25 protein-coding genes are annotated in these 25,466 nt (G+C 70.9%); 12 read left to right on the top strand and 13 right to left on the bottom strand.

The window, feature by feature from the left end; genetic code table 11:
• Nucleotides 1–48: 48 nt before the first annotated feature.
• Nucleotides 49–357 carry a hypothetical protein gene (locus ACGFZK_RS36945; RefSeq protein WP_008742356.1) on the bottom strand — a complete coding sequence of 103 codons (309 nt, stop codon included), beginning with the start codon at nucleotides 355–357 and terminating at the stop codon, nucleotides 49–51.
• A gap of 386 nt (nucleotides 358–743) precedes the next feature.
• Here ACGFZK_RS36945 and ACGFZK_RS36940 point away from each other — a divergent pair, with 386 nt between their 5' ends.
• Nucleotides 744–1,898, top strand: coding sequence for an alpha/beta fold hydrolase (locus ACGFZK_RS36940; protein WP_393853213.1), 1,155 nt, complete (start codon nucleotides 744–746; stop codon nucleotides 1,896–1,898).
• Between the two features lie 243 nt (nucleotides 1,899–2,141).
• Here ACGFZK_RS36940 and ACGFZK_RS36935 read toward each other — a convergent pair whose 3' ends face one another.
• Nucleotides 2,142–2,978: a pentapeptide repeat-containing protein gene (locus tag ACGFZK_RS36935; RefSeq protein ID WP_393853212.1), complete on the bottom strand. Its 837-nt coding sequence runs from the start codon at nucleotides 2,976–2,978 to the stop codon at nucleotides 2,142–2,144.
• Between the two features lie 65 nt (nucleotides 2,979–3,043).
• Here ACGFZK_RS36935 and ACGFZK_RS36930 point away from each other — a divergent pair, with 65 nt between their 5' ends.
• From ACGFZK_RS36930 to ACGFZK_RS36910, 5 genes are all read left to right on the top strand, one after another.
• Complete coding sequence (locus ACGFZK_RS36930; RefSeq protein ID WP_393853211.1) at nucleotides 3,044–3,652, top strand: LysE family translocator; 609 nt, start codon at nucleotides 3,044–3,046, stop codon at nucleotides 3,650–3,652.
• Between the two features lie 51 nt (nucleotides 3,653–3,703).
• Nucleotides 3,704–4,495, top strand: coding sequence for a thioesterase family protein (locus ACGFZK_RS36925; protein WP_393853210.1), 792 nt, complete (start codon nucleotides 3,704–3,706; stop codon nucleotides 4,493–4,495).
• Between the two features lie 335 nt (nucleotides 4,496–4,830).
• Complete coding sequence (locus ACGFZK_RS36920; protein ID WP_393853209.1) at nucleotides 4,831–6,510, top strand: serine/threonine-protein kinase; 1,680 nt, start codon at nucleotides 4,831–4,833, stop codon at nucleotides 6,508–6,510.
• 73 nt (nucleotides 6,511–6,583) lie between these two features.
• On the top strand, nucleotides 6,584–7,585 hold the full coding sequence (locus tag ACGFZK_RS36915) for an NlpC/P60 family protein (RefSeq protein WP_393853220.1): 1,002 nt from the start codon (nucleotides 6,584–6,586) through the stop codon (nucleotides 7,583–7,585).
• A gap of 204 nt (nucleotides 7,586–7,789) precedes the next feature.
• The gene (locus tag ACGFZK_RS36910) at nucleotides 7,790–8,518 is read left to right on the top strand and encodes a phosphatase PAP2 family protein (RefSeq protein ID WP_393853208.1); all 729 of its coding nucleotides are present in this window, start codon (nucleotides 7,790–7,792) and stop codon (nucleotides 8,516–8,518) included.
• Between the two features lie 132 nt (nucleotides 8,519–8,650).
• Here the strand turns inward: ACGFZK_RS36910 and ACGFZK_RS36905 are convergent, their stop codons facing one another.
• Both ACGFZK_RS36905 and ACGFZK_RS36900 read right to left on the bottom strand, forming a co-directional pair.
• Nucleotides 8,651–8,863 carry a hypothetical protein gene (locus tag ACGFZK_RS36905; protein WP_393853207.1) on the bottom strand — a complete coding sequence of 71 codons (213 nt, stop codon included), beginning with the start codon at nucleotides 8,861–8,863 and terminating at the stop codon, nucleotides 8,651–8,653.
• A 54-nt stretch (nucleotides 8,864–8,917) separates the two neighbouring features.
• Nucleotides 8,918–9,157, bottom strand: coding sequence for a hypothetical protein (locus ACGFZK_RS36900; protein WP_393853206.1), 240 nt, complete (start codon nucleotides 9,155–9,157; stop codon nucleotides 8,918–8,920).
• Nucleotides 9,158–9,289: 132 nt separating this feature from the next.
• Here ACGFZK_RS36900 and ACGFZK_RS36895 point away from each other — a divergent pair, with 132 nt between their 5' ends.
• On the top strand, nucleotides 9,290–10,120 hold the full coding sequence (locus ACGFZK_RS36895) for a hypothetical protein (protein ID WP_393853205.1): 831 nt from the start codon (nucleotides 9,290–9,292) through the stop codon (nucleotides 10,118–10,120).
• Between the two features lie 141 nt (nucleotides 10,121–10,261).
• Nucleotides 10,262–10,447 (top strand): hypothetical protein, encoded by a 186-nt coding sequence (locus tag ACGFZK_RS36890; RefSeq protein ID WP_037864540.1) that lies wholly within the window; start codon nucleotides 10,262–10,264, stop codon nucleotides 10,445–10,447.
• Nucleotides 10,448–10,533: 86 nt separating this feature from the next.
• On the opposite strand, the gene ACGFZK_RS36885 is transcribed toward ACGFZK_RS36890, so the two are convergent.
• On the bottom strand, nucleotides 10,534–10,848 hold the full coding sequence (locus ACGFZK_RS36885; protein ID WP_030009310.1) for a metal-sensitive transcriptional regulator: 315 nt from the start codon (nucleotides 10,846–10,848) through the stop codon (nucleotides 10,534–10,536).
• A gap of 195 nt (nucleotides 10,849–11,043) precedes the next feature.
• Between ACGFZK_RS36885 and ACGFZK_RS36880 the strand changes: the two genes are divergently transcribed.
• Both ACGFZK_RS36880 and ACGFZK_RS36875 read left to right on the top strand, forming a co-directional pair.
• Nucleotides 11,044–11,664, top strand: coding sequence for a DUF47 domain-containing protein (locus tag ACGFZK_RS36880; RefSeq protein ID WP_008742369.1), 621 nt, complete (start codon nucleotides 11,044–11,046; stop codon nucleotides 11,662–11,664).
• Between the two features lie 5 nt (nucleotides 11,665–11,669).
• A complete protein-coding gene (locus tag ACGFZK_RS36875; protein WP_393853204.1) occupies nucleotides 11,670–12,668 on the top strand; it encodes an anion permease in 999 nt (332 codons plus the stop codon).
• A gap of 143 nt (nucleotides 12,669–12,811) precedes the next feature.
• Here the strand turns inward: ACGFZK_RS36875 and pstB are convergent, their stop codons facing one another.
• The 7 genes from pstB to mshD all read right to left on the bottom strand — a co-directional run bounded on the left by pstB (nucleotide 12,812) and on the right by mshD (nucleotide 21,812).
• Complete coding sequence (gene pstB, locus ACGFZK_RS36870; protein WP_393853203.1) at nucleotides 12,812–13,588, bottom strand: phosphate ABC transporter ATP-binding protein PstB; 777 nt, start codon at nucleotides 13,586–13,588, stop codon at nucleotides 12,812–12,814.
• Nucleotides 13,589–13,647: 59 nt separating this feature from the next.
• Nucleotides 13,648–14,730: a phosphate ABC transporter permease PstA gene (gene pstA / locus ACGFZK_RS36865; protein WP_393853202.1), complete on the bottom strand. Its 1,083-nt coding sequence runs from the start codon at nucleotides 14,728–14,730 to the stop codon at nucleotides 13,648–13,650.
• Entirely contained in the window at nucleotides 14,730–15,719 is a 990-nt protein-coding gene (gene pstC, locus ACGFZK_RS36860; protein ID WP_393853201.1) for a phosphate ABC transporter permease subunit PstC, read from the bottom strand. Before pstC ends, pstA begins: the two co-directional genes overlap by 1 nt.
• Nucleotides 15,720–15,848: 129 nt before the next feature.
• The gene (gene pstS, locus ACGFZK_RS36855; RefSeq protein ID WP_393853200.1) at nucleotides 15,849–16,985 is read right to left on the bottom strand and encodes a phosphate ABC transporter substrate-binding protein PstS; all 1,137 of its coding nucleotides are present in this window, start codon (nucleotides 16,983–16,985) and stop codon (nucleotides 15,849–15,851) included.
• A gap of 246 nt (nucleotides 16,986–17,231) precedes the next feature.
• The gene (locus ACGFZK_RS36850; protein ID WP_393853199.1) at nucleotides 17,232–18,179 is read right to left on the bottom strand and encodes a CHAD domain-containing protein; all 948 of its coding nucleotides are present in this window, start codon (nucleotides 18,177–18,179) and stop codon (nucleotides 17,232–17,234) included.
• Nucleotides 18,160–20,463, bottom strand: coding sequence for an RNA degradosome polyphosphate kinase (locus ACGFZK_RS36845; protein ID WP_393853198.1), 2,304 nt, complete (start codon nucleotides 20,461–20,463; stop codon nucleotides 18,160–18,162). The genes ACGFZK_RS36850 and ACGFZK_RS36845 overlap by 20 nt, the downstream gene beginning before the upstream one ends.
• Nucleotides 20,464–20,885: 422 nt before the next feature.
• On the bottom strand, nucleotides 20,886–21,812 hold the full coding sequence (mshD, locus tag ACGFZK_RS36840; RefSeq protein ID WP_393853197.1) for a mycothiol synthase: 927 nt from the start codon (nucleotides 21,810–21,812) through the stop codon (nucleotides 20,886–20,888).
• Between the two features lie 168 nt (nucleotides 21,813–21,980).
• Here mshD and ACGFZK_RS36835 point away from each other — a divergent pair, with 168 nt between their 5' ends.
• Entirely contained in the window at nucleotides 21,981–23,798 is a 1,818-nt protein-coding gene (locus tag ACGFZK_RS36835) for a bifunctional metallophosphatase/5'-nucleotidase (protein ID WP_393853196.1), read from the top strand.
• Nucleotides 23,799–23,898: 100 nt separating this feature from the next.
• Here the strand turns inward: ACGFZK_RS36835 and ACGFZK_RS36830 are convergent, their stop codons facing one another.
• Entirely contained in the window at nucleotides 23,899–24,684 is a 786-nt protein-coding gene (locus ACGFZK_RS36830) for an alpha/beta fold hydrolase (protein WP_393853195.1), read from the bottom strand.
• 121 nt (nucleotides 24,685–24,805) lie between these two features.
• Between ACGFZK_RS36830 and ACGFZK_RS36825 the strand changes: the two genes are divergently transcribed.
• Complete coding sequence (locus tag ACGFZK_RS36825; RefSeq protein ID WP_393853194.1) at nucleotides 24,806–25,378, top strand: TetR/AcrR family transcriptional regulator; 573 nt, start codon at nucleotides 24,806–24,808, stop codon at nucleotides 25,376–25,378.
• Nucleotides 25,379–25,466: the final 88 nt, after the last annotated feature.

Below are 25,466 nucleotides of genomic sequence, written 5' to 3'. Positions count from 1 at the left end.
GTGGTGTGGTGATGCGTCATCAGCTACGGGGCCCGGCGCGCGACCCGGCTAGACGGCCATCCCGTAGACGATCGTGAACAGCGTCCCGAGGGAGCCGATGATGAAGACTCCGGTCAGGCCGGCCACGATCAGGCCCTTGCCCTGTTCGGCGCTGAACGTGTCGCGCAGTGCGGTCGCGCCGATGCGCTGTTTGGCCGCCCCCCAGATGGCGATGCCCAGGCAGAGCAGGATCGCCACGGCCATGACCACCTCGATCATGACCTTCGCTTCGTTGCCGAGACTGCCGAAAGGCCCCCAGTTCGGGGCGATTCCGCCGATGATGGTGGTGATGTCGCCCTTTTCGGCTGCCAGGATCATGTAACTCACCGCCCCTGTATGGGTAGTTCCGGAAACCCTTGCCCGACGGCAGGGGTTACGCACTATCTTCGCTGATGAAACCGCCGCCGTCGTCGACTTGACGGCTCTCTTTACCCGATCTCGCGGCCCGCGCTCCGCTTCCGCGCTCTGACCTGGGCAGGGGCGGTGTGTACGCGCGAGAAGATGTGGTCACTCTGTGTATCACGGGGGGTGACGCCGGGCAATGATTGTCGTCTCGGCGTACGGGGGGTGGGGTGACGGGCCGCCGTTCGGAGCAGTGCCGTCGCGTGTCGTTGGGCCGGCCCGCCGACATCCGTCCGATGGTCCTTCAGTCGTTTCGTCCGGGCGCGGCGGCGTTGTCAGTGGGGTGCGGCAGGCTGGGGAGCATGACGACTCCATGGACTCTCGCGGACCTCGAGGCGGCCATCCGGGCGGGATGGTCGGCCGAGACCTGCGAGCCCTCCGACATCACGAAGATCCCCTGGACTGCGGAGAATCCGGCCTGGGGGCACTGTGACGTCACCGCGCTCGTGGTGCAGGACCTCGTGGGCGGGGACCTGGTGCGGGGCGAGGTGTTCCATGACGGGCGGCAGGAGGGCTACCACTGGTGGAACGTGCTGCCCGGGGGCATCCGGATCGATCTGACGCGGGAACAGTTCCGGCGGGGGGAGACGGTCACACCGGGGCAGGTCGTGAAGCGGCCGGGCGGGCGGCTGCGGAGGCGGTGGGAGGAGTACCAGCTGCTGCGGCAGCGGGTCGTCGACAAGCTGGGGCCGTTGCCGGGGGTGATGGTGACCCAGGACGGGCGGCGGCTCGCCTACACGGACTTCGGGGGGCCGGGGGCGCCGCTGATGGCGTTGCACGGGCACTTCCAGGAGGGGGCCTCGGCCTTCGGGCGGCTGGCCCGGGAGGTGGGGCCGGCGTGGCGGGTGATCGCCCTGGACCAGCGGGGGCACGGGGGTTCCGACCGGGCGGGGGAGTACACGCGGGACGGGTACGTGGCGGATGCGGCGGCTCTGCTGGAGCAGCTGGGACTGGGGCCGGCGGTGGTGCTGGGGCATTCGCTGGGCGGGGTCAACGCGTACCAGCTCGCGGCGCGGCGGCCGGACCTGGTGCGGGCGGTGGTGGTCGAGGACATCGGGGCGGTGGTCGACGACGACCTGTCGTTCGCGCGGGCGTGGCCGAGGCGGGCGGCGACCCGGGCCGGGTTCCTGGCGGGGGTGGGGAGTGCGGCGCCGCACCTGGAGGGGTCACTGCGGGAGTACCCGGACGGGTGGGGGACCGCGTTCGAGGTGGAGGACATGGTGGAGTCCCAGCGGAGGCTGAACGGGGACCACTGGGGGGACTGGCTGGGGGTGCGGAGGCCGACGCTGCTGGTGCGGGGGGATCGGAGCGGGGTGTTGTCGGCGGAGCATGCGCGGGAGATGACGGTGAGGAGGGCGGGGGTGCGGTTGGTCGAGTTGCCGGCGGGGCATGCGGTGCGGGTCGGGGACCCGGAGGGGTTCTACGCCGCCGTGCGGGGGTTTTTGGCGCGGGTGTAGAGGTGGCGGGTGCGGGTGCGGGTGCGGGTGCGGCGCCGTTGCCGGGGGCGCTGCCCCCGGACCCCCGCGCCTCAAACGCCGGCGGGGCTGGAGGAGCGCCTCAAACGCCGGCGGGGCTGGAGTGGTGCCGGCGGGGCTGGGTGGGTGCGCCTCAAACGCCGGCGGGGCTTGATTGGCCGGCGGGGCTGGAAGAGTGCCTCAAGCGCCGAGATGGGGCTTGGATGGCCGGGCCGGACCTGGGGGTCAGGTCCAGTGGGTGGGGTGGGTGAGGGACGGGGGGATTTGGGTCGTGGGGTTGCCCTGGGCTGCGTTCAGCTGGGGTTGGGTGAGGAAGATGGCGTCCCGGAGGTCCGCTCCGCGGAGGTTGGTGTCGCGGAGGTCCGCGCCGATCAGGTCGGCCGTGCGGAGGTCGGCGCCGGAGAGGTTGGCGGCGATCAGGTAGGCGCCGCGGAGGTTCGCTCCGCGGAGGTCGGCGCCTTGGAGCTTCGCGCCCATCAGGTCGGCGCCGCGGTGGTTCTTCTTGCGGCCCGGCACCTTCGCCCGTACGAGTTCGCTGGTCTTCAGCAGCAGGGTGTTGATCTGCTGGCGGAGCGCGGCGACGTCCAGGTCCGCCAGGGCCTGCGCGTCCGCGCGGGTCCACTCCTCGGCCTCCGTCAGGGCCCGGCGCAGGTCGGCGTGGACCGGGGCGGCGGCCGGGAGGGTGAGGGCCTCGCTGACGTAGAAGAGCAGCTCGTGCAGTTGCCGCAGCACCGGGAAGACCTCGAACATCCGGCGGGCCGTGCCGGGGTGCGTACGCCAGTCGCGGCCTCCGAAGGTGACCTGGGAGACCTGCTGTCCCGCGCCGAAGCAGTCGAAGACGGTGCAGCCCTGGAAGCCCTTGTCGCGCAGCCGGGTGTGGATGCCGCAGCGGAAGTCCTGCTGGAGGTTCTTGCAGGGGGTTCCGGCGGGCTTGTTCACGGCGAAGTCGCTGGACTTGGCGAAGGGCAGGGCCACGCAGCAGAGCGCGAAGCAGTTCGTGCAGTCGGCCTGCAGGACGGGAAGGGCGGGGAGGGCGGCGGGGTGATTCGGCACGTGGTCCATTGTGACCGGTCGGGCCGGGTCCTCGGGGGCTTGATCCACGGGGCGGTGGCGGTGAGCATCCCCGTATGACAGAAGTGATCGCAGTCGCCGTCATCACCCTCCTCGCCGTGATCAGTCCCGGCGCCGATTTCGCCATGGTGGTCCGCAACAGCTATCTCTACGGGCGCCCCACCGGGCTGTTCGCCGCCGCCGGGGTCGCGGCGGGCGTGCTGGTACACGTCTCCTACACGATGCTCGGGGTCGGTCTGCTGATCGCCTCCTCCACCGCGTTGTTCACCGCGATCAAGCTGGCGGGTGCGGCCTACCTGGTGTGGATCGGGATACGGACGTTCCGGGCGCGGGCCGAGGTGACCGTGGACCTGGAGTCGAAGCCGCAGCTGACCCGGCTGGGGGCCATGCGGTCGGGGTTCCTGACCAATGTGCTCAATCCGAAGACCACGCTGTTCGTGGTGTCGACCTTCACGCAGGTGGTCGATCCGCAGACGCCGGTGTGGCAGCAGGTGGGCTACGGGCTGTTCATGTCGGCGGCGCACCTGGGCTGGTTCGGGGCGGTGGCGCTGTTCTTCTCCGTCTCGCGGCTGCGCGACCGGATGCTGAAGGCGCAGAAGGCGCTGAACCGGGCCATCGGGTCGGTGCTGGTGGGGCTGGGGGTGGGGCTGGGGTTCGCCCGCTGAGCGGGTTGCAGGGGGTGGTGGCCGGGGTTACCAGTCGGTAGCGTGGACGGTATGGGTGCCGAGGGGTTCTTCGAGCGGGTCGACGCCGGGCGGTTCCTGGCCACCGAGTACACACGGGGGCCGTGGGACCCGGGCTCGCAGCACGCCGGGCCGCCGGCCGCGCTGCTCGGGCGGGCCGTCGAGGAGCGGCCGGGTGCGCGCAGCGACATGCGGATCGCCCGGATCACGTACGAGATCCTGCGGCCGGTGCCGATCGGCGAGCTGGAGGTCACCACCAGCGTGCTGCGGGCCGGGCGCGGTACCGAGGTGGTCGAGGCCGCCCTCGCCCCGGCGGGCGGCGCGCCCGTGATGCTGGCGCGGGCCCTGCGGATCCGGGTCGCCGTGGAGGCGGTGCCGGCCGTGGTCCCGGGGCCGCAGCTGCCGCCGCCCGGGGAGGTGGAGGTGACGCCGTTCTTCCCGGTGCCGTGGGAGACCGGCTATCACTCGGCCATGGAGACCCGGTTCACCGAGGGTGCCTTCGTCGAACCGGGCCCCGGCACCTGCTGGATGCGGATGAAGGTGCCGCTCGTTGCCGGGGAGGAGACGCGGCCGCTGGACCGGGTGCTGATCGCCGCCGACTCGGGCAACGGGATCAGCTCGGTGATGGACTTCGGGCGGTACCTCTTCATCAACGGTGACCTGACCGTCCACCTGCACCGCCATCCGGTGGGCGAGTGGGCGTGCGTGGAGGCCCGTACGAGTGTGGACGCCGCCGGAATCGGGCTCGCGGACGCGCTCCTGCACGACGAGAAGGGGCCCATCGGGCGGAGCGCGCAGAGTCTTTTCGTGGCGCCCCGTACCTAAGGGCTGTCCCGTGATCCCCGGTGGATCAGCGCACGGCGTCAGATGTGGTGCATCGCAAGGCGGAGGAGCGTCCTCATACTGTGCGTATTCGGGCGTTCCGACAACGCAGCGAGGTGCCGTAGCTGTCGTCGTGCGCCCACCGGGGATTGCGGGACAGCCCTTAGGGGGCGCCTTGGCGATCGGGCCGGGCTCGCGTCGGCTCCCTTCTCGGCCGTGCGATCGCACGCACCCGGCACCGCTCCCTGATCCGGCCTGACCGGCACGACGTCCCCCGGAAGATCCTCTGCGTCAACCCGCCGCCGCAGTGCGGGAGTCGGTGTGGCAGGCTCGGGTCGGTGGATGCCCTGAGAGACGTCGACCCCGCGCAGATCGGGGCGCATGCGCTGTTGGCCCGGCTCGGTGCCGGAGGGATGGGGCAGGTGTACCTCGGGCGGTCGCCCGGTGGGCGGCTGGTCGCGGTGAAGGTGATCCGGGACGAGATCACCGGGCATCCGGAGGCGCTGGCCCGGTTCCGGCGCGAGGCCGAGACGGTGCGTGCGGTGCGCTCGGCGTACACGGCGAACCTGATCGACGCCTCGCTGGCGGGGGCGCCGTACTGGCTGGCGACCGAGTACGTGGCGGGTCCGACGCTCGGTCATGCGGTGGCGGAGCGCGGTGGTTTGCCCGCGGACACCTGCCGCCGGCTGTTCGCGGCCCTCGCGGAGGGGCTGGCGAGCGTGCACGCGTACGGGGTGACGCACCGGGACCTCAAGCCGCAGAACGTCATCCTGGGCGCGCAGGGGCCGCAGCTCATCGACTTCGGCATCGCGCGGGGCGTGGGCGAGACGGCCCTCACCCAGGACGGGCAGGCTCCGGGGACGCCGGGGTACACCGCGCCCGAGGTGCTGCTGGGCGAGGAGGCCGGGGCCGCGGCGGACGTCTTCGCGCTGGGCGCGACGCTCGCCTACGCGGCGACGGGGCGGCCGCCGTTCGGTACGGGCGTGGCGGCGACGGTGAGCTACCGGGCGGTGCACGAGCCGATCGACGTGACCGGGGTGGAGCCGGGGCTGGCGGCGCTGATCGAGGCGTGCGTGGCGAAGGACCCGGCGGCGCGGCCGGGGCTGCGCGAGGTCATCGCCCGGTGCGGGGTGCGGGACGCGCTGATCGACGATCCGGTCTACCTCGGGCTCGGTGCGCTGGGTGAGGCCGTACCGGTGCACGAGATGCGGACGCAGGGGCCCGGGCTGGTGCAGGGCTACACCCCGACGCAGGGCGTGGCCGTGGTCCCGCCGGGGCGCGGGCGGACGGGTGTCTGGCTGGCCGCCGGAATCGCGCTGGCGGTCGTGGGCGCCGTGGCGGTGTGGAAGCTGCCGCTCGGGGGCGGGGCGGGTCAAGGGGGCGGGAGCGGCCGGGCCGGCGGGCAGGAACAGGGTCGGAGCCCCGCCGCGCAGACACCCGGCGCACCGACACCGGCCGGCGGCGCTCCGGGCTCCGGCAGTGCCTCGGCGCCGGCTCCGGCCGGTCCGCCCGCGTACATCCGGCAGACCGAGCCCAATCTGGACGACTACAACCCCATCCACCGCCTCTGCACCCGGCCCGAGGAGGAGCGCGGCATCCTGGACTTCCAGACCGCGCTGCCCAGGAGCATGGACGACCCCCGGCTGAAGTCGGGCAAGGTCGAGATCGGCTACCGGGTCCAGAACGCGCTCCCCGACGTGCCGCCGTACTACGTGGCCGTCGTCGTGAAACCGCAGCACGAGGTCGACGAGAACGGCCGGCCCACGGCGGCGTCCGACAATCGCCAGCTCGGTTTCGTTGCCAAGGCCCGGGACCTGTACGAAGGTGACGAGGTGCAGTGGAAGTTCGTCACGTATCCGGACGACTTCTCGATGCAGCTGAACGGCAAGACCGTCAAGGCGCCTCCGCTGTCGCAGGATCCCGGTGGCTGGACGGTGGTGTTCCGGCATGTCGTCTCGGATACGGAACACAAGAGCTTCGTCTGCGATGGCTTCGACAGCGGGCCGCAAAAGGGATGAACCCGACACGTGGCGGCGAATCCCGGTGAAAGACCGTGCGATGGGGGAGGGTTGACGGGTGCGCAGATTCTGGGTGATCGGCGGGATCAGCTTCGGAGCGTGTCTGTGCTTCGTCGCCCTCCTCGTGGTCGGCACGTACTCCGCCGCCGCGGGCATCGCGACCGCCGGCGGGCGTCCCGTCGGGCTCGCCAAGGGCGCCGTACCCGGGAAGTACCAGGCCCTGGTGCAGAAGTGGGGCGTGCTCTGCCCGACGCTGAGCCCGGCCATCCTGGCCGCGCAGCTCTACTCCGAGAGCGGCTGGGACCCGCACATCGTGAGTCCTGCCGATGCGCGCGGTATCGCCCAGTTCATTCCCGGTACCTGGGCCACCCACGGGATCGACGGGGACGGTGACGGCGACCGCGACATCTGGGACCCGAACGACGCGATCCCCTCGGCCGCTTCGTACGACTGCGAACTCGCGCGGTACGTGAGCAAGGTCCCCGGGGACCCCGTCGCGAACATGCTGGCCGCCTACAACGCCGGCCCCGGCGCGGTGACGCAGCACAAGGGCGTGCCCCCGTTCCGCGAGACCCAGGGGTACGTGAAGGCCATCACCACGCTGGCGAAGAGCTTCGAGCGGCCCGTCGGGCGGGTGGCGCCCTCGCAACAGGCCGCCGGGGCCATCTACTTCGCGCAGAAGCAGCTCGGGACGCCATATCTGTGGGGTGGCAACGGGACGCCCGACCAGGACGGTCGGTTCGACTGTTCCGGACTGACCAAGGCCGCGTACGAGACCGTGGGGATCGAGTTGCCGCGGGTGGCGAACGACCAGTACAACGCCGGCTCGCACCCCTCGCGCGATCAACTCCTGCCCGGTGATCTCGTCTTCTTCTCCGACGATCTGACGAACTCTCGGGAGATCCGGCACGTCGGCCTCTACGTGGGCGGCGGATACATGATCAACGCTCCGTACACCGGCGCCGTCATCCGGTTCGACAAGATCGACACGCCCGACTACTTCGGTGCGACGCGTGTGACCAAGGACGGCGCGGAGGCCCTCCCGGCGCGTCCCGCCGCCGGCCGGGCCGCATAGCAACTCTCCGTGAACCAAGGGCCCTGAGCTGCGACGACGAGTCACTCTTCGATAACGTTGGAGTGATCATTGCGTGGAGAATGGAACGCAGGAGCCAGAACGGGCGTTCCATGGGCGCGGGGGTTGGTCAAGTGGGGGCGGAGGGGGCGCACACAGGGGTGCGTCCGCAGGGGAACCACGGCAAGGGCAAGGGGCCGCATCACCATGGCTGGACTCACAACAGGTGGGCCGAACGTGGATGTCAGCCTGCTGTACGAGATCAACGGAGCCGCCCGCCAGGCTCCGCAGTGGCTGGACCGGGCCGTGAGCCTGGCCGGTGAGTACGGGATCCTGCTCGCCCTGGTGCTCCTGGTCCTGTGGTGCTGGCGCGGTGCCCGCCGGCAGGACGAGGCGACCGCCGTCGAGTCCTTCGCCGCGCTCCTCTGGGCTCCGCTGGCCGCCGGACTGGCGCTGCTCGTGAACGTGCCGCTGCGTGAGTTCGTCGGGCGGCCAAGGCCGTTCGTGCAGCACGAGGGTCTGCAGGTGCTCGACCCCGGCTTCGGCGCGGGGTTCGGCCACACCGAGTACTCCTTCGTCAGCGGCCACACCACCCTCGCGATGGCCCTGGGCGTAGGCCTGTTCGTGGCGAACCGGAAGCTCGGCCTCCTGGGGATCGGGCTGGCCTTCGCCGAGGGCTTCTGCCGTGTCTACACGGGCATCCACTACCCGACCGACGTCATCGGCGCCTTCGCGCTCGGCACCGCCATGGTGCTCGTGTTCGCGCCGCTCGCGATGGCGGCGCTGACCCCGGCGGTGTCCCGGGTGGCCCGCTCCCGGCGCGCCGGGCGGCTCGTACGGGCCAAGGGCCGCGGGCTGACCCGGCCGGTCGACCTCCCGCAGGCGCAGACCCCGCCCACGGAGCAGCGTCCGCACGAGAGCGACCTCGCCGCCTGAAGTCGCCGGCGGGCCGGGTTCAGGTCTGCGCGTACGCGTTCCACACGGCGAGCAGCACGGCCGCCAGCAGGCACAGCACCGCCGCCCCGAAGCACATCCGGACCGCCGCCGGCCGTGACCGGTGCCGGGGCGTCACGGATCACCGCCGTCGGCGTCGCGGCGGTACCGGGAGCGCAGCCACCAGCCGGTGACCACCGCCGCGGCGGAGGTGAGCCCGATGGCCAGGGCGACGTCGGCCGGGCTGTCCGCCGAGCCCACGGGTCTGGCCCAGGCCGCGGCGGCCGGGGCGAACGCGATGAGCAGGGCCCAGAAGAGGGCCGCGAGGCGGGCTGCGGATCCTGGCATGAATCAAGGGCATCCGCTGCGGCGCGCCCCGGCCAGCCGGAGGGTCCGAACGGCCTACCCGTGGGCAGTGGACGCGCCCTGGGGCGCCGTGTGGCGGGCCGCGTCCTTGCGGGCCAGGTCGCGGGAGCGACGGGCCGGACCGCTCCAGCCGCAGGTACAGACGGCCAGGCAGAACGATCCGCGGTCGGCGGTGGATGTGGTGTGCCCGGTCGGTGGCTCCGGCGGCGCGTGCGGCCGCGGGAGCGGCAGGTGGTCAAGCGGAGGGACCGGGGTCGCGTCGGTGTGCGGTTCCACGTCTCCACGGTACCGGGGGCGGCCGGCGCGCAGGGAGGGTGCGTCCCCGTGACGGGAAACCCCGGACCTCGTTAAGGGGAGCGGGTGGGGGCCTCGGGCAAGCAGCGGTCATGCGTTGGGGGTTGGCAGGCGATGGTGGATCACCAGCACAGGCGGCGGCGCGGGCGTGCGGGTGAGGCGGTGCTCGCCGCCGGCGTCACCCTGGCGGTCACGGCGATGAGCGGGTGCGCGGTCGACGGAAACGACGACCGGCCTCCGGCGGACGTGGCGGCGGTGGTCCGCGGCGCCGCCGACGTACTGGCGAGGACCGGCAGTGCCCGGGCCCGTACGGCCATGGAGATGGCCACGGGCGGGACCCGGGTCACGATCCACGGCGAGGGCGGGGTCGACTTCAAGAACCGGATGGGGCAGCTCCTGGTGATGCTCCCGGCCGATGTGAAGGGCAAGGCCGAACACCGGCCCATCACCGAGCTGCTCGTGCCGGGCGCGCTGTACATGAAGAACCGCGGCGCGGGCGTCCCGGACGACAAGTGGGTCCGGGTCGACACGACGACCCTCACCGACGGGAACCTGGTCACGGGCGGGGCCACCGATCCGTGGGTCGCGGCCGAGCTGCTGCGGGGCGCGCAGGAGGTGACGTACGTGGGCGAGACCGAGGTGGCGGGCACCAAGGTGCGGCACTACCGGGGGACCACCGACATCGGGCGGGCCGCGGGGAGTGCGTCGCCGGAGGTGCGGGGGGCGCTGGAGGCGGCGGCGAAAGGGTTCAGCACGGACACGGTGCCGTTCGACGCGTACCTGGACGAGGAGGGGCGCTTGCGGAAGGTCAGGCACCGGTTCACGTACGTCAACAATGGCGTGATCGATGTGTCGTCCACCACGCTGCTGTACGGGTTCGGGACGCCGGTGACCGTCGTATTGCCCGCAAACGGGGACATTTACTCGGGGAAGATCGCCGACTAGTGGGGTGGGCGGAGGACGAGCGGCGCGATCGGGCCATGGCCCGGTATCCGGAAATGGTCCATCCGTGTCATGCGGGGGGAGGGGCGGGCTCCCTACGCTGAGAAGCCGGGCGCCGGCGAGTGCTGCGGTGCGGTATGACCGATGACGGCCGGTGGCCGGTGGCAGATTGAGGTGACACGCGTGACTCCCGCAGGCGGTACGACGGTGCAGGACCACGTTGCTCTCGCCGAGATCGAGCTGTGTGGTGAGCTGATCATCGCGGCTTCGGCGGCTGCCGAGGACCGGCTCAGCCTGGACCGCATCGACGAGGTCCTGCTCGGACGGTAGGCGGGGGCTGGCCGCCGCCCGGGAGGCGCGGCCCCCGGTCCCCGCGCCGCAGGCGCCGGCGAGGCCGGAAGGGCGCCGGCGAGGGGTCAGGTGCGCAGGAGGCGGGCGATGGCTTTGGTGGCCTCCTCGACCTTGGCGTCGATCTCGGTGCCGCCCTTGACCGCGGCGTCGGCGACGCAGTGGCGCAGGTGCTCCTCCAGGAGCTGGAGCGCGAAGGACTGCAGTGCCTTCGTGCTCGCGGAGACCTGGGTGAGTATGTCGATGCAGTAGACGTCCTCGTCGACGAGTCGCTGGAGGCCGCGGATCTGGCCCTCGATCCGGCGCAGCCGCTTGAGGTGCTCGTCCTTCTGGTGGTGATAGCCGTGGACGGCTCCGGAGCCCTCGGCCTCGATGGTGGTCATGGGTCCTCCCGTGGTCCGGAACGAGGGATGCATACCCCTCATGGGTATAGGGTACCGGCCCTGCCGCCCGGGGGCGGGGGTCCTGTGGTCCTCACTGTGCCTGATGGAGGACACTGGGGAACGGCCGGTTAGCCGTGGCCGGGGGATGCGCCTAGCATCAGCCTGACCGAATCCAATGCACCCCGAGGACCTCACGTGCGATTTCGTCTGACCCCCAGGGAGACGAGCTTCTACGACATGTTCGCCGCATCCGCGGACAACATCGTCACGGGCTCCAAGCTCCTGATGGAACTGCTCGGAGCGGACTCCTCCGCCCGGGCCGAGATCGCGGAGCGGATGCGGGCAGCGGAGCACGCGGGGGACGACGCCACTCACGCGATCTTCCACCAGCTGAACTCCTCCTTCATCACGCCGTTCGACCGCGAGGACATCTACAACCTGGCTTCGTCGCTCGACGACATCATGGACTTCATGGAGGAGGCCGTCGACCTCGTCGTCCTCTACAACGTGGAGGAGCTCCCCAAGGGTGTCGAGCAGCAGATCGAGGTGCTGGCGCGCGCGGCCGAGCTGACCGCCGAGGCCATGCCGCACCTGCGGACGATGGACAACCTGACCGAGTACTGGATCGAGGTCAACCGCCTCGAGAACCAGGCCGACCAGATCCACCGCAAGCTGCTCGCCCAGCTCTTCAACGGCAAGTACGACGCCATCGAGGTGCTGAAGCTCAAGCAGATCGTCGACGTGCTCGAAGAGGCGGCCGACGCGTTCGAGCACGTCGCGAACACGGTGGAGACCATCGCGGTCAAGGAGTCCTGAACCACGTGGACACCTTTGCGCTGATCGTCACCATCGGTGTCGCGCTCGGCTTTACCTATACGAACGGCTTCCACGACTCGGCGAACGCGATCGCGACCTCCGTCTCGACGCGGGCGCTGACCCCGCGTGCGGCGCTCGCGATGGCCGCCGTGATGAACCTCGCCGGTGCCTTCCTGGGCAGCGGGGTCGCCAAGACGGTCAGCGAGGGCCTGATCGAGACGCCCCACGGCAACCGGGGCATGTGGATCCTCTTCGCGGCGCTCGTCGGCGCGATCGTGTGGAACCTGATCACCTGGTACTTCGGCCTGCCCTCGTCCTCCTCCCACGCGCTGTTCGGCGGCATGGTGGGCGCGGCGCTGGCGGGCGGCACCGGAGTCATCTGGAGCGGGGTGATCGACAAGGTCGTCATCCCGATGTTCGTCTCGCCGGTGGTCGGCCTGGTGATCGGCTACCTGGTGATGGTGGCCATCCTGTGGATGTTCCGCCGGTCCAACCCGCACAAGGCGAAGCACGGCTTCCGTATCGCGCAGACGGTATCGGCGGCGGCCATGGCGCTCGGCCACGGTCTGCAGGACGCGCAGAAGACCATGGGCATCGTCGTGATGGCCCTGGTCATCGCCGATGTGCAGACCGCCGACGAGGCGATCCCGATCTGGGTCAAGATCGCGTGTGCCGTGATGCTGTCGCTCGGTACCTACGCGGGTGGCTGGCGCATCATGCGTACGCTCGGCCGCAAGATCATCGAGCTGGACCCGCCGCAGGGCTTCGCGGCGGAGACCACCGGTGCGTCGATCATGTTCGGCTCGGCCTTCCTCTTCCACGCGCCGATCTCCACCACCCACGTGATCACCTCGGCGATCATGGGTGTGGGTGCGACCAAGCGTGTGAACGCGGTCCGCTGGGGCGTCGCCAAGAACATCGTCATGGGCTGGTTCATCACGATGCCGGCCGCGGCCGTGGTCGCCGCGATCAGCTTCTGGATCGTGAACCTGGCCTTCGGCTAGCGGGACCCCCGCCCGTGGGCGGGGCGCGTACGCGCGTACGAAAGCGGGCCGGCTCCCCCCACCCAGGGGGAGCCGGCCCTTTTCTTTCTCTCGCCTTGCGGTGGCACCGCCATGCAGCACCGCAGGACGTTCGGTGTCCCGGATCAGCCGAAGCGACCCGAGATGTAGTCCTCGGTCGCCTGGACGGACGGGTTCGAGAAGATCCGGTCCGTGTCGTCGAGCTCGATGAGCTTGCCGGGCTGGCCGACGGCCGAGAGGTTGAAGAAGGCGGTGCGGTCCGAGACGCGGGCCGCCTGCTGCATGTTGTGCGTCACGATGACGATCGTGAAGCGCTCCTTGAGCTCGCCGATCAGGTCCTCGATCGCCAGCGTGGAGATCGGGTCGAGGGCCGAGCAGGGCTCGTCCATCAGCAGGACCTGGGGTTCGACCGCGATGGCGCGGGCGATGCACAGACGCTGCTGCTGGCCGCCGGAGAGGCCGGAGCCGGGCTTGTTCAGGCGGTCCTTGACCTCGTTCCAGAGGTTGGCGCCCTGGAGGGACCTCTCCACCACGTCCGTGAGCTCGGCCTTCTTGAAGCTGCCGTTCAGCCGCAGGCCCGCCGCCACGTTGTCGAAGATCGACATGGTGGGGAAGGGGTTCGGGCGCTGGAAGACCATGCCGACCGTGCGGCGGACCGCGACCGGGTCCACGCCCGCGCCGTACAGGTTCTCGTCGTCCAGCAGGACCTTGCCCTCCACGCGGCCGCCGGGGGTGACCTCGTGCATGCGGTTGAGGGTGCGCAGGAAGGTGGACTTGCCGCAGCCGGAGGGGCCGATGAAGGCCGTCACGGAGCGGGGCTCCACGGTCATCGAGATGTCGTCGATGGCCTTGTGGGTGCCGTAGAAGGCGGACAGTCCGGAGACGTCGATTCGCTTCGCCATGAGGGGTCACTTCGCTTTCATGTGGTCACACGCGGCGGAGCCGCAAAGGGGCTCGCCGGTCAGCGACCGGTCTTCGGGGCCTTCCAGCGGGCGATGCCGCGGGCCACCAGATTGAGGATCATGACGAAGGCGATCAGGACGAGCGCCGCGGCCCATGCCCGGTCGTACGCGGGTTCACTGCCGACCTTGTACTGCTCCCAGATGTAGAGGGGGAGCGAGGACTGGGCGCCTTCGAAGGGGTTGCCGTTGATCAACTGGGTGCCGAAGACCAGCAGCATGATCGGTGCGGTCTCGCCGGCGATGCGGGCGACGGCCAGCATCACGCCGGTGGAGATACCGCCGATGGCGGTCGGAAGCACGACCTTGAGGATCACGCGCCACTTCGGCACACCGAGGGCGAGGGCGGCCTCGCGCAGCTCGTTCGGGACGAGCTTGAGCATCTCCTCGGTGGAGCGGACCACGACGGGCATCATCAGGATCGACAGGGCCATCGCGCCGGCGAAGCCGGACGGGCCGAAGCCGAGCATCAGGTTCCAGGTCGTCAGGATGAACAGGCCCGCGACGATGGAGGGGATGCCGGTCATCACGTCGACGAAGAAGGTGACGGACCGGGCGAGGCGGCCCTTGCCGTACTCGACCAGGTAGACGGCGGTCAGCAGGCCGATGGGGGCCGCGATCAGCGTGGCGAGGGCGACCTGCTCGATGGTGCCGAGCAGGGCGTGGTAGACGCCGCCGCCCTCGTCGAAGCTGGTCACGCCGTTCATGGAGTGGCTGAGGAAGTTGCCGCTCAGCAGCTCCAGGCCGCGGCTGATCGTGGTCCACATCAGCGAGAGCAGCGGGATGACCGCGAGGACGAAGCAGACCCACACGAGGGAGGTCGCGACGCGGTCCTTGGCCTGGCGGCGGTTCTCGATCACCGCGCTGGCGACGTAGGTGATGCCGATGAACAGCAGGGCCGCGATGAGGCCCCACTGGACCTTGCTGTGGAGGTCGAAGGCGAAGCCGGTGCCGCATCCGAGGGCGATCGCGAGGACCGCGACGCCGGCCGGAGCCCAGCGGGGCAGGCCGCCGCGGGTGAGGCCGGCGGGAGCGGGGGACTTACGGGCCCGGGTGGGCCGCTGGTCCTGGAGTGCGTGGCTCATCAGGCGTTCGCCCCCGAGAAGTCCTTGCGGCGGGCGATGATCAGGCGAGCTGCACCGTTGACCAGCAGGGTGAGCAGGAAGAGGACCAGACCGGAGGCGATCAGCGCGTCCCGGCCGAACTCGTTGGCCTCGTCGAACTTCGCGGCGATGTTCTGCGCGAAGGTGCCGCCGCCCGGGTTCAGGATGTGGCCGGAGATCAGGAAGCTCGGGGAGAGGACGGTCGCGACGGCCATGGTCTCGCCGAGCGCGCGGCCGAGGCCGAGCATCGAGGCGGAGATGACACCGGAGCGGCCGAAGGGCAGCACCGACATCCGGATGACTTCCCAGCGGGTCGCGCCGAGGGCCAGGGCGGCCTCCTCGTTCATGCGCGGGACCTGGAGGAAGACCTCACGGCTGACGCTGGTCACGATCGGCAGGATCATGATCGCGAGCAGGATGCCGACGGTGAAGAGCGAACGGGCGACGCCGACCTGGGTCTTCTCGAAGACGTACGTCCAGCCGAGGAACTCGTCCAGCCAGAGGTTCAGGCCGTTCAGCTGCGGGACCAGGAAGAGGGCGCCCCAGATGCCGTAGACGATCGACGGCACGGCGGCCAGCAGGTCGACCACGTACGCGAGGGGCGCTGCCAGCTTGCGCGGCGCGTAGTGCGAGATGAACAGGGCGATGCCGACAGAGATCGGAACCGCGATGGCCATCGCGATGATCGAGCTGACGACGGTGCCGAAGAGCAGGACGGCGATGCCGAAGACGGGCGGGTTGGCCGACGCGTTCCAGTCGAAGGTGGTGAGGAAGTTCCCCTCGTTCTTCGACAGGGCGATCGTGGCGCGGTAGGTGAGGAAGGCGGCGATCGACGCCATGATCACCAGGAGCAGGATGCCGGAGCCCTTGGAGAGCCCGGCGAAGATCTTGTCACCGGCGCGGCCGGTGGACCTCTCGCTGCGGGTGACAGGCGGAGCCGTGTCCATCTGGGTGGGTGTGGTGGAAGCCATGGTCTTTCCGGTCTGTGTGGGGGGCAGGCCCCCTGGCGGCGGTGCACCGGATTCCCCTGGGTGGAGGGGAAGGGTCCCCGAGGTGTCGGCTGCCCGGACGGGGGTGTCCGACACCTCGGGGGTCAGGATTTAGCCGAGGGTGTTGATGACTTCGCGGACCTTGGTGTTGATCTCGGCCGGGATCGGCGCGTAGCCGTTCTCGAGGAGGACCTTCTGGCCCGCGTCCGAGGCGGCGTAGTTCAGGAAGGACTTCACGGTCGGGAGGGTCTCGGCCTTGTTGCCCTTGTCGCAGACGACCTCGTACGTCACCAGGACGAGCGGGTAGGCGCCCTCGGCCTTGGTGGTGTAGTCCAGCTTCAGGGCCAGGTCGGAGCCGGTGCCGGAGACCTTGGCGGCGGCGATGGCCTTGGAGGCGTTCTCACCGGTGGCCTTGACGGGGGCGGCGGCGCCCGTGTTCAGGTCGACGGTCTTGATGCCCTGGGCGCTGGCGAAGGAGAGCTCGAAGTAGCCGATCGCGCCGTCGACCTGCTTGACCTGCGCGGCGACACCGGCAGAGCCGGAAGCGGCCTGGCCGCCCGGGGCGGCCCACTTCTTCGCGGCCTCGTGCGGCCAGGCGTCGGGCGCGGCGGCCTTGAGGTACTTGGTGACGTTCTCGGTGGTGCCCGAGTCGTCGGAGCGGTGGAAGGCCTGGATGGCGGTGGAGGGAAGCGTGACGCCGGGGTTCAGCTTCTTGATCGCCTCGTCGTCCCACTTCTTGATCTTGTCGTTGAAGATGTTGGCGATCGTGGCGGCGTCGAGGTTCAGCTTGTCCACGCCGGCGACGTTGAAGCCGAGGGCGACGGGGCCGCCGACCATCGGCAGGTCGATGCCCTGGCCACCGGTGCAGATCTTCTTCGACTCCTCGACCTGCTCCGGCTTCAGCGCCGAGTCGGAGCCGGCGAAACCGACCGTGCCCTGGTTGAACGCGACGATGCCCTCACCGGAGGAGGAGGACTTGTAGTTCACCTCGACCCCGGAACAGGCGGCCATGTAGTTCTTGATCCACAGCTCGATCGCGTTCTTCTGCGCGGAGGAGCCGGACGCCAGGAGCTTGCCCTTGGCGTCGTCGCACTTGATGTCGCCCGCGGCGGCCGCGGAGGGCTTCGCCGACCCGTCGGCGGTCTTGGTGTTGTCGTCCGAGCCGCACGCCGTGAGGACCAGGGCGCCGGACACGACAAGCGCCCCGAGGGCGGAGGCACGAAGCATGTTCTTGCGCTGAAGCTTCACTTTCGGGTGTTCCTTCCAGAAGCCGCCGGCCGCTTTCTGGATCGGGGCGGCGTGCGAAGAGGACTACGTGGGTGGTGCGCGGCTGAGCTGCTCGACCTCCGGGCGACTCGCTCCGTGCATCACCGAAATTAGGCAGAACAGGTGAAGCAGCCGACCGGCCCGAGTGAACGGACGGTGAACCGTGGCGGACGACCCGGTGCGCCCCGGGCCGATCGCACACAGCAGTCATCATCCGTTACCCGCCCGTTATCGCGGTGTGACCGCAGGCTCCGGCAGCCAGAGATGCATGAATTCCAGCCGCGCGGCCTCGACCTCGTGGCGCTGGTCGGCGTGCAGGACGCCGAGTGCGTACGCCGTCGCCGGGGCGATGCGCGGGGTGCGGGCCGCCGTCGCCGAGGCGGTCGCCGCCTCGGCCGCGTCGCGGTGACGGTCCAGGGCCCGGCCCGCGGCCGCCGGCCGGGTCACGTCCTCGCCCAGCGCCTCCCGCGCGTACCGGTGGACCCGCAGCAGGCGGCGTACCTCGTGCCAGAGGCCGTCGTGGTCCGCGTTGTACGGGTGGGCGGCGTCGACCGGCGGCAGCGCCGCCACCGCCGCCGACAGGCGGGTTTCGGCCACCGCCGCCAGCGGGACCAGGACCTCGCTCACCCGCCCCCGGGCCGCGACCTCGTCCAGCGGGACCTCCGAGGCCAGCACCGCCACCGCGTCCGCCACCGCGTGGAAGCGGGAGGAGCCGAGCGCCTGGAGGGTGGCCGAGTGGGCGCGCGTACGGGCCAGGGTCAGCTGGCGCTCCAGCAGCGCGCCCGCCCGGGCCGAGCCCACCGTCAGCGCGCCGGCCGAGCCGCGCGGAGCGGGCAGTTCCGGGGAGCCCGACAGCCGGTGCAGGGCGTCCATCAGCCGGGTCAGCCGGGCCGCGTACGCGTGCTCGTCGGCCAGTGTCGAGGACAGCCACACCAGCTCGGTGCGCAGCCCGTCGGCCCAGGAGGACTCGGTCACCACCCGGAAGGTGGCCAGGGATCCGCTGATGCGGCGCGCAGCCCCCCGCAGGCTGCGCGCCGCATCGCCGCCTTCGGCGGCGTCGGCCCCGCTCTCCTCGTGCAGCCGTAGCCCACGGAGGAAAGCGGTGGCCTGGGCACGCAGGTACGTGCCCAGCACGTCACCCGCGTCTGTAATCGGATCATGGTTTGGCTGAGCCACGCCGGCGCCTCCGGGCGTCTATGAGCGTCTCCTGTACGTGCCGCAGCGGCTGGCCGTCCGCGTCCGTGCTGTGCCGGGTCCATTCGCCGTCCGGGCCCAGGTGCCAGGAGGAGGTGGCGTCGGACATTCCGGTTTCCAGCATCCGGTCCAGTGCCGCGCGGTGGGCCGGGTCGGCGACCCTGACCAGTGCCTCGATACGGCGGTCGAGGTTGCGGTGCATCATGTCGGCGCTGCCGATCCACACCTCGGGCTCGCCGCCGTTGCCGAAGGCGAAGACCCGGGAGTGCTCCAGGAAGCGGCCGAGGATCGAGCGGACCCGGATGTTCTCCGAGAGCCCGGGGACTCCGGGACGCACCGCGCAGATGCCGCGCACCCAGATGTCGACGGGCACGCCCGCCTGGGCGGCCCGGTAGAGCGAGTCGATGAGGGCCTCGTCGACGATCGAGTTCATCTTGAGCCGGACGTACGCGGGGCGGCCGGCCGTGTGGTGGGCGGCCTCCTTGTCGATGCGCGCGATCAGTCCGTCCCGCAGCGAGCGGGGCGCCACCATCAGCCGGCGGTAGGTCTCGCGGCGCGAGTAGCCGGACAGCCGGTTGAAGAGGTCGGAGAGGTCCGCGCCGACCTGCGGGTCGGCGGTGAGCAGGCCGAGGTCCTCGTAGAGGCGGGCGGTCTTGGGGTGGTAGTTGCCGGTGCCCACGTGTGAGTAGCGGCGCAGCTGGTCGCCCTCCTGGCGGACGACGAGCGACAGCTTGCAGTGCGTCTTGAGGCCGACGAGCCCGTAGACCACGTGGCAGCCGGACTCCTCCAGCTTGCGCGCCCACTTGATGTTGGCCTGCTCGTCGAAGCGGGCCTTGATCTCGACGAGTACGAGGACCTGCTTGCCGGATTCGGCGGCGTCGATCAGGGCGTCCACGATCGGGGAGTCGCCGGAGGTGCGGTAGAGCGTCTGCTTGATGGCGAGGACGTCCGGGTCGGCGGCGGCCTGTTCCAGGAAGGCCTGCACCGAGGTGGAGAAGGAGTCGTACGGGTGGTGCAGCAGCACGTCCCGCTCGCGCAGCGCGGCGAAGATGTCGGGCGCGGACGCGGACTCGACCTCGGCGAGGTCGCGGTGGGTGCCGGCGATGAACTTCGGGAACTTCAGCTCCGGGATGTCCAGCGAGGCGATCCCGAAGAGGGAGGTCAGGTCCAGCGGGCCGGGCAGCGGGTAGACCTCGGAGGCGTTGACCTTCAGCTCCTGCACCAGCAGGTCCAGTACGCCGGGGTCGATGGACTCCTCGACCTCCAGGCGCACGGGCGGGCCGAAGCGGCGCCGCATGAGCTCCTTCTCCAGGGCCTGGAGCAGGTTCTCGGCGTCGTCCTCCTCCACCTCCAGGTCCTCGTTGCGGGTCACCCGGAACATGTGGTGCGCGAGCACCTCCATGCCGGGGAACAGCTCCTCCAGGTGCGCGGCGATGACGTCCTCCAGCGGGACGTAGCGCTGCGGGGAGGCCTCCAGGAAGCGGGAGAGGAGCGGCGGGACCTTGACCCGGGCGAAGTGGCGGTGGCCGCTGACCGGGTTGCGTACGACGACGGCCAGGTTCAGGGAGAGGCCGGAGATGTACGGGAACGGGTGCGCGGGGTCCACGGCCAGCGGGGTCAGCACCGGGAAGATCTGGTTGCGGAACAGGGTGAAGAGGCGGGCCTGTTCCTTCTCGGTGAGATCGGGCCAGCGGATCAGGTGGACGCCCTCCTCGGCGAGCGCCGGGGAGATGTCCTGCTGGAAGCAGGCGGCGTGCCGGGCCATGAGCTCGCGCGAGCGCGTCCAGATGAGGTCGAGCACCTCGCGGGGCTGCAGGCCGGAGGCCGAACGGGTGGCGACACCGGTCGCGATACGCCGTTTGAGGCCGGCCACGCGGACCATGAAGAACTCGTCGAGGTTGCTCGCGAAGATCGCCAGGAAGTTGGCGCGCTCCAGCAGCGGGGTCGTCGGGTCCTCGGCGAGCTCCAGCACCCGCTCGTTGAAGGCGAGCCAGCTGCGCTCCCGGTCGAGGAAGCGTCCCGGGGGGAGCTCGTCGCCGTCCTTGTCGCCGTCGTAGGCGTCCAGATCCGCGTCGATGTCGGGCTCGAGATCGACGTGCGGGCGGTGGGCGGAGATGGAGCCTATGCGGGCGTGGGCTCCGGTGACGGCCCTGCCGGGGGCGGCTCCGGGGGTGGTTCCGGGCGCGGTTCCGGGCGCTGCGCCGGGGGTGTGAGACGGGTGCTGGGCGGGGACCTCGGTGGGGCCTGCGCTGGGCTGGTGGCTCATGACTCCATTCTTCCGCGCACGCGGGAGGACAGGCGCGTCGGAAGAGTCGGCCGTCAGTCGGAGTCGGGGCTGCATGGGGGGAGGGTCGCAAGCGCGTCTGAATGCCTGGTTAATGGCGTGTGGCTTCCCGGGTCCGGCTGGCGCACGAGTCGCCTCCCGGCGGGGGTGGCGGGGGCGGGGCGTGCGCCCCCGGTGCGGCGCCGTCCCGGGGGCTCCGCCCCCCGGGCCCCCGCCGGGCTCCGCCCCGGGCCCCCGCGCCTCGGCCGCTCGGCGGGGGTGAGAGATCGGGGCTCGGCCCCGGGCCTCCGCGCCTCGGCCGCCGGCGGGGCTGGTTCGGGCCGGCGGGGCTGGTTCGGGCCGGCGGGGCTGGGTCGGGGTGGCGGGGCTGGGTCGGGGTGGCGGGGTGGTTCGGGGCGGCGGGGTCAGCTTTCCGTGCGGTACATCAGGTCGACCTCGTGGGTGGTGAAGCCGAGGCCCTCGTAGACGGCCAGGGCTGCCGGGTTGTCGGCGTCCACGTAGAGCATGGCCGTCGGGAGGCCCTCGGCCGCCAGGTGGCGCAGGCCGATCGCGGTGAGGGCTTTGCCGAGGCCGCCGCCCTGGGCGTCCGGGCGGACGCCGACCACGTAGACCTCGCCGAGCTGCTCGGCCGCGTGGACCTTCGTCCAGTGGAAGCCGACGATCTCCCCGTCGCGTTCCGCGAGGAAGAAGCCCTTGGGGTCGAACCAGGGCTGCGCGATCCGGTCGCCCAGGTCGCGCTGCGTCAGCGAGCCCTGTTCGGGGTGGTGTGCGAAGGCGGCCGCGTTCGCCGCGAGCCAGGCCGCGTCGTCGCTGCCGGGCACGAAGGTCCGTACGCTCACCCCGGGCGGGAACACCGGCTCCGGCAGCGGGACCCCGCCGGTCAGCGGCCGGCGCAGCTGGCGCAGCTCGCGGAAGAGGGTCAGGCCGAGCACCTGCGCGAGGTGCCGGGCGGCCGACTTGCCGCCGTGGGCCCATACCCGCAGCCGCTTGCCGGAGGCGGCCAGCAGGGCCGTGCCCATCGCCCGCCCGTGTCCGCGCCCGCGCAGGGCGGGGTGTACGACGAGCTCGGCGGCCGGGGCCTCCACCGGGTCGGTGTCCTCCAGTTGGCCATAGGCGGAGAGCCGGCCGCCCTCGGTGAGGAGGAAGTGCCGGATCCCCTCGCGCGGTCCGCCGCGCAGCTGGAGCCGTCCCTGTTCGGACACGGCGGTGGTGCCGTCCGTACGTGCCGCGTCGTCGATGAGGTCGAGTACGGCGCTCGCCTGTTCCTCCGTCAGCTCGTCGAGGGTCTGAATCTGCCGTCCCGGCTCCAGGGCCGCTGCTGCGTCAGTCATGGCACGAGCCTACGACCGGCACGGGTGACGGCGGAGTGCGGGCGCGGGGTCGGCGCTTCTTCTGCGCGTAACCAGCTCGATACCCGCTACCCCCTGTCGTGCTACGCGCGTTGACCATAGGCTTCGGCGGACCTCCCATGTCTTACCGCTGTCACATAAGGGGACTAAATGTCAGCGACGCCACAACGGCACCGCCGAACCCGCCGGTTGACCCTCGCCGCCCTCGCCGTCACGGCCGGGGCCGGGGCGATGGTCGCCGCCGCACTTCCGGCCGGTGCCGCGAGTGGTGGCGGTGCGGCCAAGAGCCGGACCGTCGATGTGCAGATGCTGTCGTTCAACGACTTCCACGGCACCCTGGAGCCCCCGCAGGGCTCCTCCGGCACCGTGACCGAGCGTCAGGCCGACGGCACCACCAAAGCCATACCCGCGGGCGGGGTCGAGTACCTCGCGACCAGCCTGCGCGAGGCCCGCAAGGGCCACGAGTACTCCGTCACGGCCGCGGCCGGTGACATGATCGGCGGCAGCCCGATGCTGTCCGGGCTCTTCCACGACGAGCCGAGCATCGAGGCGCTGAACAAGATCGGCCTGGACGTCTCCAGCGTCGGCAACCACGAGTTCGACGAGGGCAAGACCGAACTGCGCCGCATGGCGTACGGCGGCTGCCACCCGGTCGAGGGCTGCTTCGAGTTCGGCAAGGACTTCACGGGCGCCTCGTTCCAGTACCTCGCCGCCAACGTCACGGACGAGAAGACCAAGCGTCCGATGATGTCGCCCACCTTCATCTGGAAGAAGGGGGACGTGAAGATCGGCTTCGTCGGCGTCACCCTGGAGGGCACCCCGGACGTCGTGACGGCCGAGGGCGTCAAGGGCCTGAAGTTCGGCGACGAGGTCGAGACGATCAACAAGTACGCGGCCGAGCTGAACAAGCAGGGCGTGAAGTCGATCGTCGCGCTGATCCACGAGGGCGGTCTGCCCGCGAACGGCGCGTACAACTACGACTGCGACGTACCGGGCGCCGGCGCGGGCATCTCCGGTGCCATCGTCGACATCGCCAAGAACGTGGACGCGAAGGTCGACGCGCTGGTGACCGGCCACACGCACCAGGCGTACGCCTGCAACATCCCCGACCCGGCGGGCAACCCGCGTACGGTCACCTCGGCCGCCTCCATCGGCCGCCTGTACACGGACACCACGCTGACGTACGACCGGCAGACCAAGGACATCGTCCGTACGCCGGTCACCTCGCCGAAGCCGGTCAACAAGGTCGTCACCCGTGAGCAGCCCAAGGCCGCGGACATGACGGAGCTGATCCAGCGCTGGAACGAGCTGGCCGCGCCGGTCGCGAACCGTCCGCAGGGCTTCATCTCGGCCGACATCCCGGGCCGCGGCTCGCCGGAGTTCGAGAAGCCGCTGGGCGACCTCATCGCCGACGCGCAGCTGGAGGCCCTGGCCCCGGCGGCCAAGGGCGGCGCGCAGCTGGCCATCATGAACCCGGGCGGTATCCGCTCCGACCTCGCCTACAAGGCCTCGGGCCAGGAGGGCGACGGCGTGGTGACCTACGGCGAGTCCTTCACGGTCCAGCCGTTCACCAACATGATGAACGTGGTCGACCTGACCGGCGCGCAGCTGATCACGGCGCTCCAGCAGCAGGTCAGCGGCCCGGTCAACGGTGCCAGCCCGAAGATCCTTCAGGTGTCGAAGGGCTTCACGTACACCCTGGACACCACCAAGGCCGGTGCGGACCGCATCGTCGTGGACTCGGTGAAGCTCAACGGCACGGCCATCGACCCCGCCAAGACCTACCGGGTCGCGATGAACGAGTTCCTCGCGGGCGGCGGTGACGGCTTCACCGTCCTGAAGGAGCACAAGAACAAGCTGGTGGGCGCGTCCGACCTGGACTGCTTCAACGCCTACCTGACGAACAACTCCTCGGAGGCGTCCCCGATCGCCCCGCCGGCGGCGAACCGGATCACCGTCATCAAGTAACACCCGCGCACAGCGCGCCCGGAGGGGCGGCGGGCCTGTCGGCCCGCCGCCCCTCCGGCGTTTCCCCGCGCACCCCCGTGGCGCGGGGGACCCGCGGGGATCAGAGGGCCGCCAGGAAGGTCCCTACGGCCCGGTGGAAGCCGTCCGGGTCGGTGAACGGTATGAAGTGGTCGCCGTCGAGGGGCGCGTACGAGGTCTTCGGGCGCCGGGCGACCATCGCGTCGGCGACGGGCTGCTTGAGGGCCTGGCTCCGGGTGCCGTGGATCAGCAGGGCCGGGCAGGTGCTCGCGAGCCAGGTGTCCCAGTGGTCGCCGGCGCAGGCGTGGATGGAGTCGAGCATGTCTTGCGGGTGGTAGGCCAGGCGCCAGCCGCTGCCGTCGGTGAGGGGGCGCAGTCCGTCGGCGATGAAGGGCGCGGCGGCCGGTCCGGCGGCGGCGAGGAGTTCCTCACGGGTGGGGGCGGTGTAGGGGAGGCCGTCGAGGAAGTCGTACCAGTTCGGTCCGTCGGGGATGCGGATGTCGACGGTGGCGTCGACGCCGACGAGCGCGGAGATCCGGTCCGGGTGGGCGGCGGCCAGGTGGTAGGCGTTGAGTCCGCCGACGGAGTAGCCGAGGAGCGGTACGGGGGCGTCCAGGCCCAGGTGGTCGAGGAGGGCGACGGCGTCGCGGACGTAGCCCTCGCGCCGGTAGTCGGGTGCGCGGTCGGAGTCCCCGTGACCGCGCTGGTCGGGGGCGATGACCCGCCAGCTGTCGCCGAGGGCGGCGGCGAGGCCGGTGAAGGCGAGGGCCTCGGACATGCCGCCGTGCAGGGCGAGGAGCGGGCGGCCGGCGCCGCCGAAGTCCAGGTAGGAGAGCGTCCGGTCGTCGGTCTTCAGTTCGTGGCGCATGGCTTTGCCTCCCGTGGTCCCGCGGATCTTCCGGTGACTGCAGCCTGCCAGGAATTGGGCAGGTGCGCAATACGATTGTCTTGGGCGGTTGCCCAACGCGCTGCGCGACTACGATCCCGGCATGGGAAATCGCGAGGACCTGCTGGCCGGAGCCCGGCGCTGCCTGGAGGAGAAGGGGTATCTGCGTACGACCGTGCGCGATATCGCCTCGGCGTCGAAGGTGAGCATGGCCGCGATCGGCTATCACTTCGGGTCCCGGGAGGCCCTGCTCAACCTGGCGCTGTTCGCGGCCATGGACGAGTGGGCCGCGGGGGCGGGGCGGCTCGCCGGGGAGGGTGACACCGCCGGGGAGCGCTACGCCGACACCTGGGACCGCAAGATCCGGGACTTCGGCGAGACGCGCTGGCTCTGGATCGCCTCCGTCGAGGCCTTCGTGCACGCCCAGTCCTCGCCCGAACTGCTCGCGGTCCTCGCCGAGAGCCAGCGCCGGGCGCGGCGCATGGTGGCCGCGCAGCTGTCCGGAGTGGCCGAGGAGGAGGTCGCCGAGGAGGAGGTGCGCTCCCTCGGGTCGGTGCACATCGCGCTGCTGTCCGGGGTGATGGTGCAGGCGCTGACCGACCCGGAGCAGGCGCCGACCGGGCGGGAGCTCGCCCGGGGGCTGCGCCGGATGGCGGAGCTGCTGGACACCCCCTAGACGAGTAAGTCCGAAGTCTTCGCGCGCATGAAGCGAGGGTCTCGTTGGTTCGTTTGTGACGACAAACCTCAAGACCCTCGCCACTGCA

It is taken from the genome of Streptomyces sp. NPDC048257, from assembly GCF_043201855.1.
GTDB lineage: Bacteria > Actinomycetota > Actinomycetes > Streptomycetales > Streptomycetaceae > Streptomyces.
The sequence above is the reverse complement of the archived record's forward strand: the minus strand, read 5'-3'. Positions and strand labels throughout refer to the sequence as shown.

Coding starts and splice junctions, on each gene's coding strand:
- ACGFZK_RS36945 (WP_008742356.1), bottom strand. CDS start 357: ATGATCCTGGCAGCCGAAAAGGGCGACATCACCACCATCATCGGCGGA.
- ACGFZK_RS36940 (WP_393853213.1), top strand. CDS start 744: ATGACGACTCCATGGACTCTCGCGGACCTCGAGGCGGCCATCCGGGCG.
- ACGFZK_RS36935 (WP_393853212.1), bottom strand. CDS start 2,978: ATGGACCACGTGCCGAATCACCCCGCCGCCCTCCCCGCCCTTCCCGTC.
- ACGFZK_RS36930 (WP_393853211.1), top strand. CDS start 3,044: ATGACAGAAGTGATCGCAGTCGCCGTCATCACCCTCCTCGCCGTGATC.
- ACGFZK_RS36925 (WP_393853210.1), top strand. CDS start 3,704: ATGGGTGCCGAGGGGTTCTTCGAGCGGGTCGACGCCGGGCGGTTCCTG.
- ACGFZK_RS36910 (WP_393853208.1), top strand. CDS start 7,790: ATGGCTGGACTCACAACAGGTGGGCCGAACGTGGATGTCAGCCTGCTG.
- ACGFZK_RS36905 (WP_393853207.1), bottom strand. CDS start 8,863: ATGCCAGGATCCGCAGCCCGCCTCGCGGCCCTCTTCTGGGCCCTGCTC.
- ACGFZK_RS36895 (WP_393853205.1), top strand. CDS start 9,290: ATGGTGGATCACCAGCACAGGCGGCGGCGCGGGCGTGCGGGTGAGGCG.
- ACGFZK_RS36890 (WP_037864540.1), top strand. CDS start 10,262: ATGACGGCCGGTGGCCGGTGGCAGATTGAGGTGACACGCGTGACTCCC.
- ACGFZK_RS36885 (WP_030009310.1), bottom strand. CDS start 10,848: ATGACCACCATCGAGGCCGAGGGCTCCGGAGCCGTCCACGGCTATCAC.
- pstB (WP_393853203.1), bottom strand. CDS start 13,588: ATGGCGAAGCGAATCGACGTCTCCGGACTGTCCGCCTTCTACGGCACC.
- pstA (WP_393853202.1), bottom strand. CDS start 14,730: ATGAGCCACGCACTCCAGGACCAGCGGCCCACCCGGGCCCGTAAGTCC.
- pstC (WP_393853201.1), bottom strand. CDS start 15,719: ATGGCTTCCACCACACCCACCCAGATGGACACGGCTCCGCCTGTCACC.
- ACGFZK_RS36845 (WP_393853198.1), bottom strand. CDS start 20,463: ATGAGCCACCAGCCCAGCGCAGGCCCCACCGAGGTCCCCGCCCAGCAC.
- mshD (WP_393853197.1), bottom strand. CDS start 21,812: ATGACTGACGCAGCAGCGGCCCTGGAGCCGGGACGGCAGATTCAGACC.
- ACGFZK_RS36835 (WP_393853196.1), top strand. CDS start 21,981: ATGTCAGCGACGCCACAACGGCACCGCCGAACCCGCCGGTTGACCCTC.
- ACGFZK_RS36830 (WP_393853195.1), bottom strand. CDS start 24,684: ATGCGCCACGAACTGAAGACCGACGACCGGACGCTCTCCTACCTGGAC.
- ACGFZK_RS36825 (WP_393853194.1), top strand. CDS start 24,806: ATGGGAAATCGCGAGGACCTGCTGGCCGGAGCCCGGCGCTGCCTGGAG.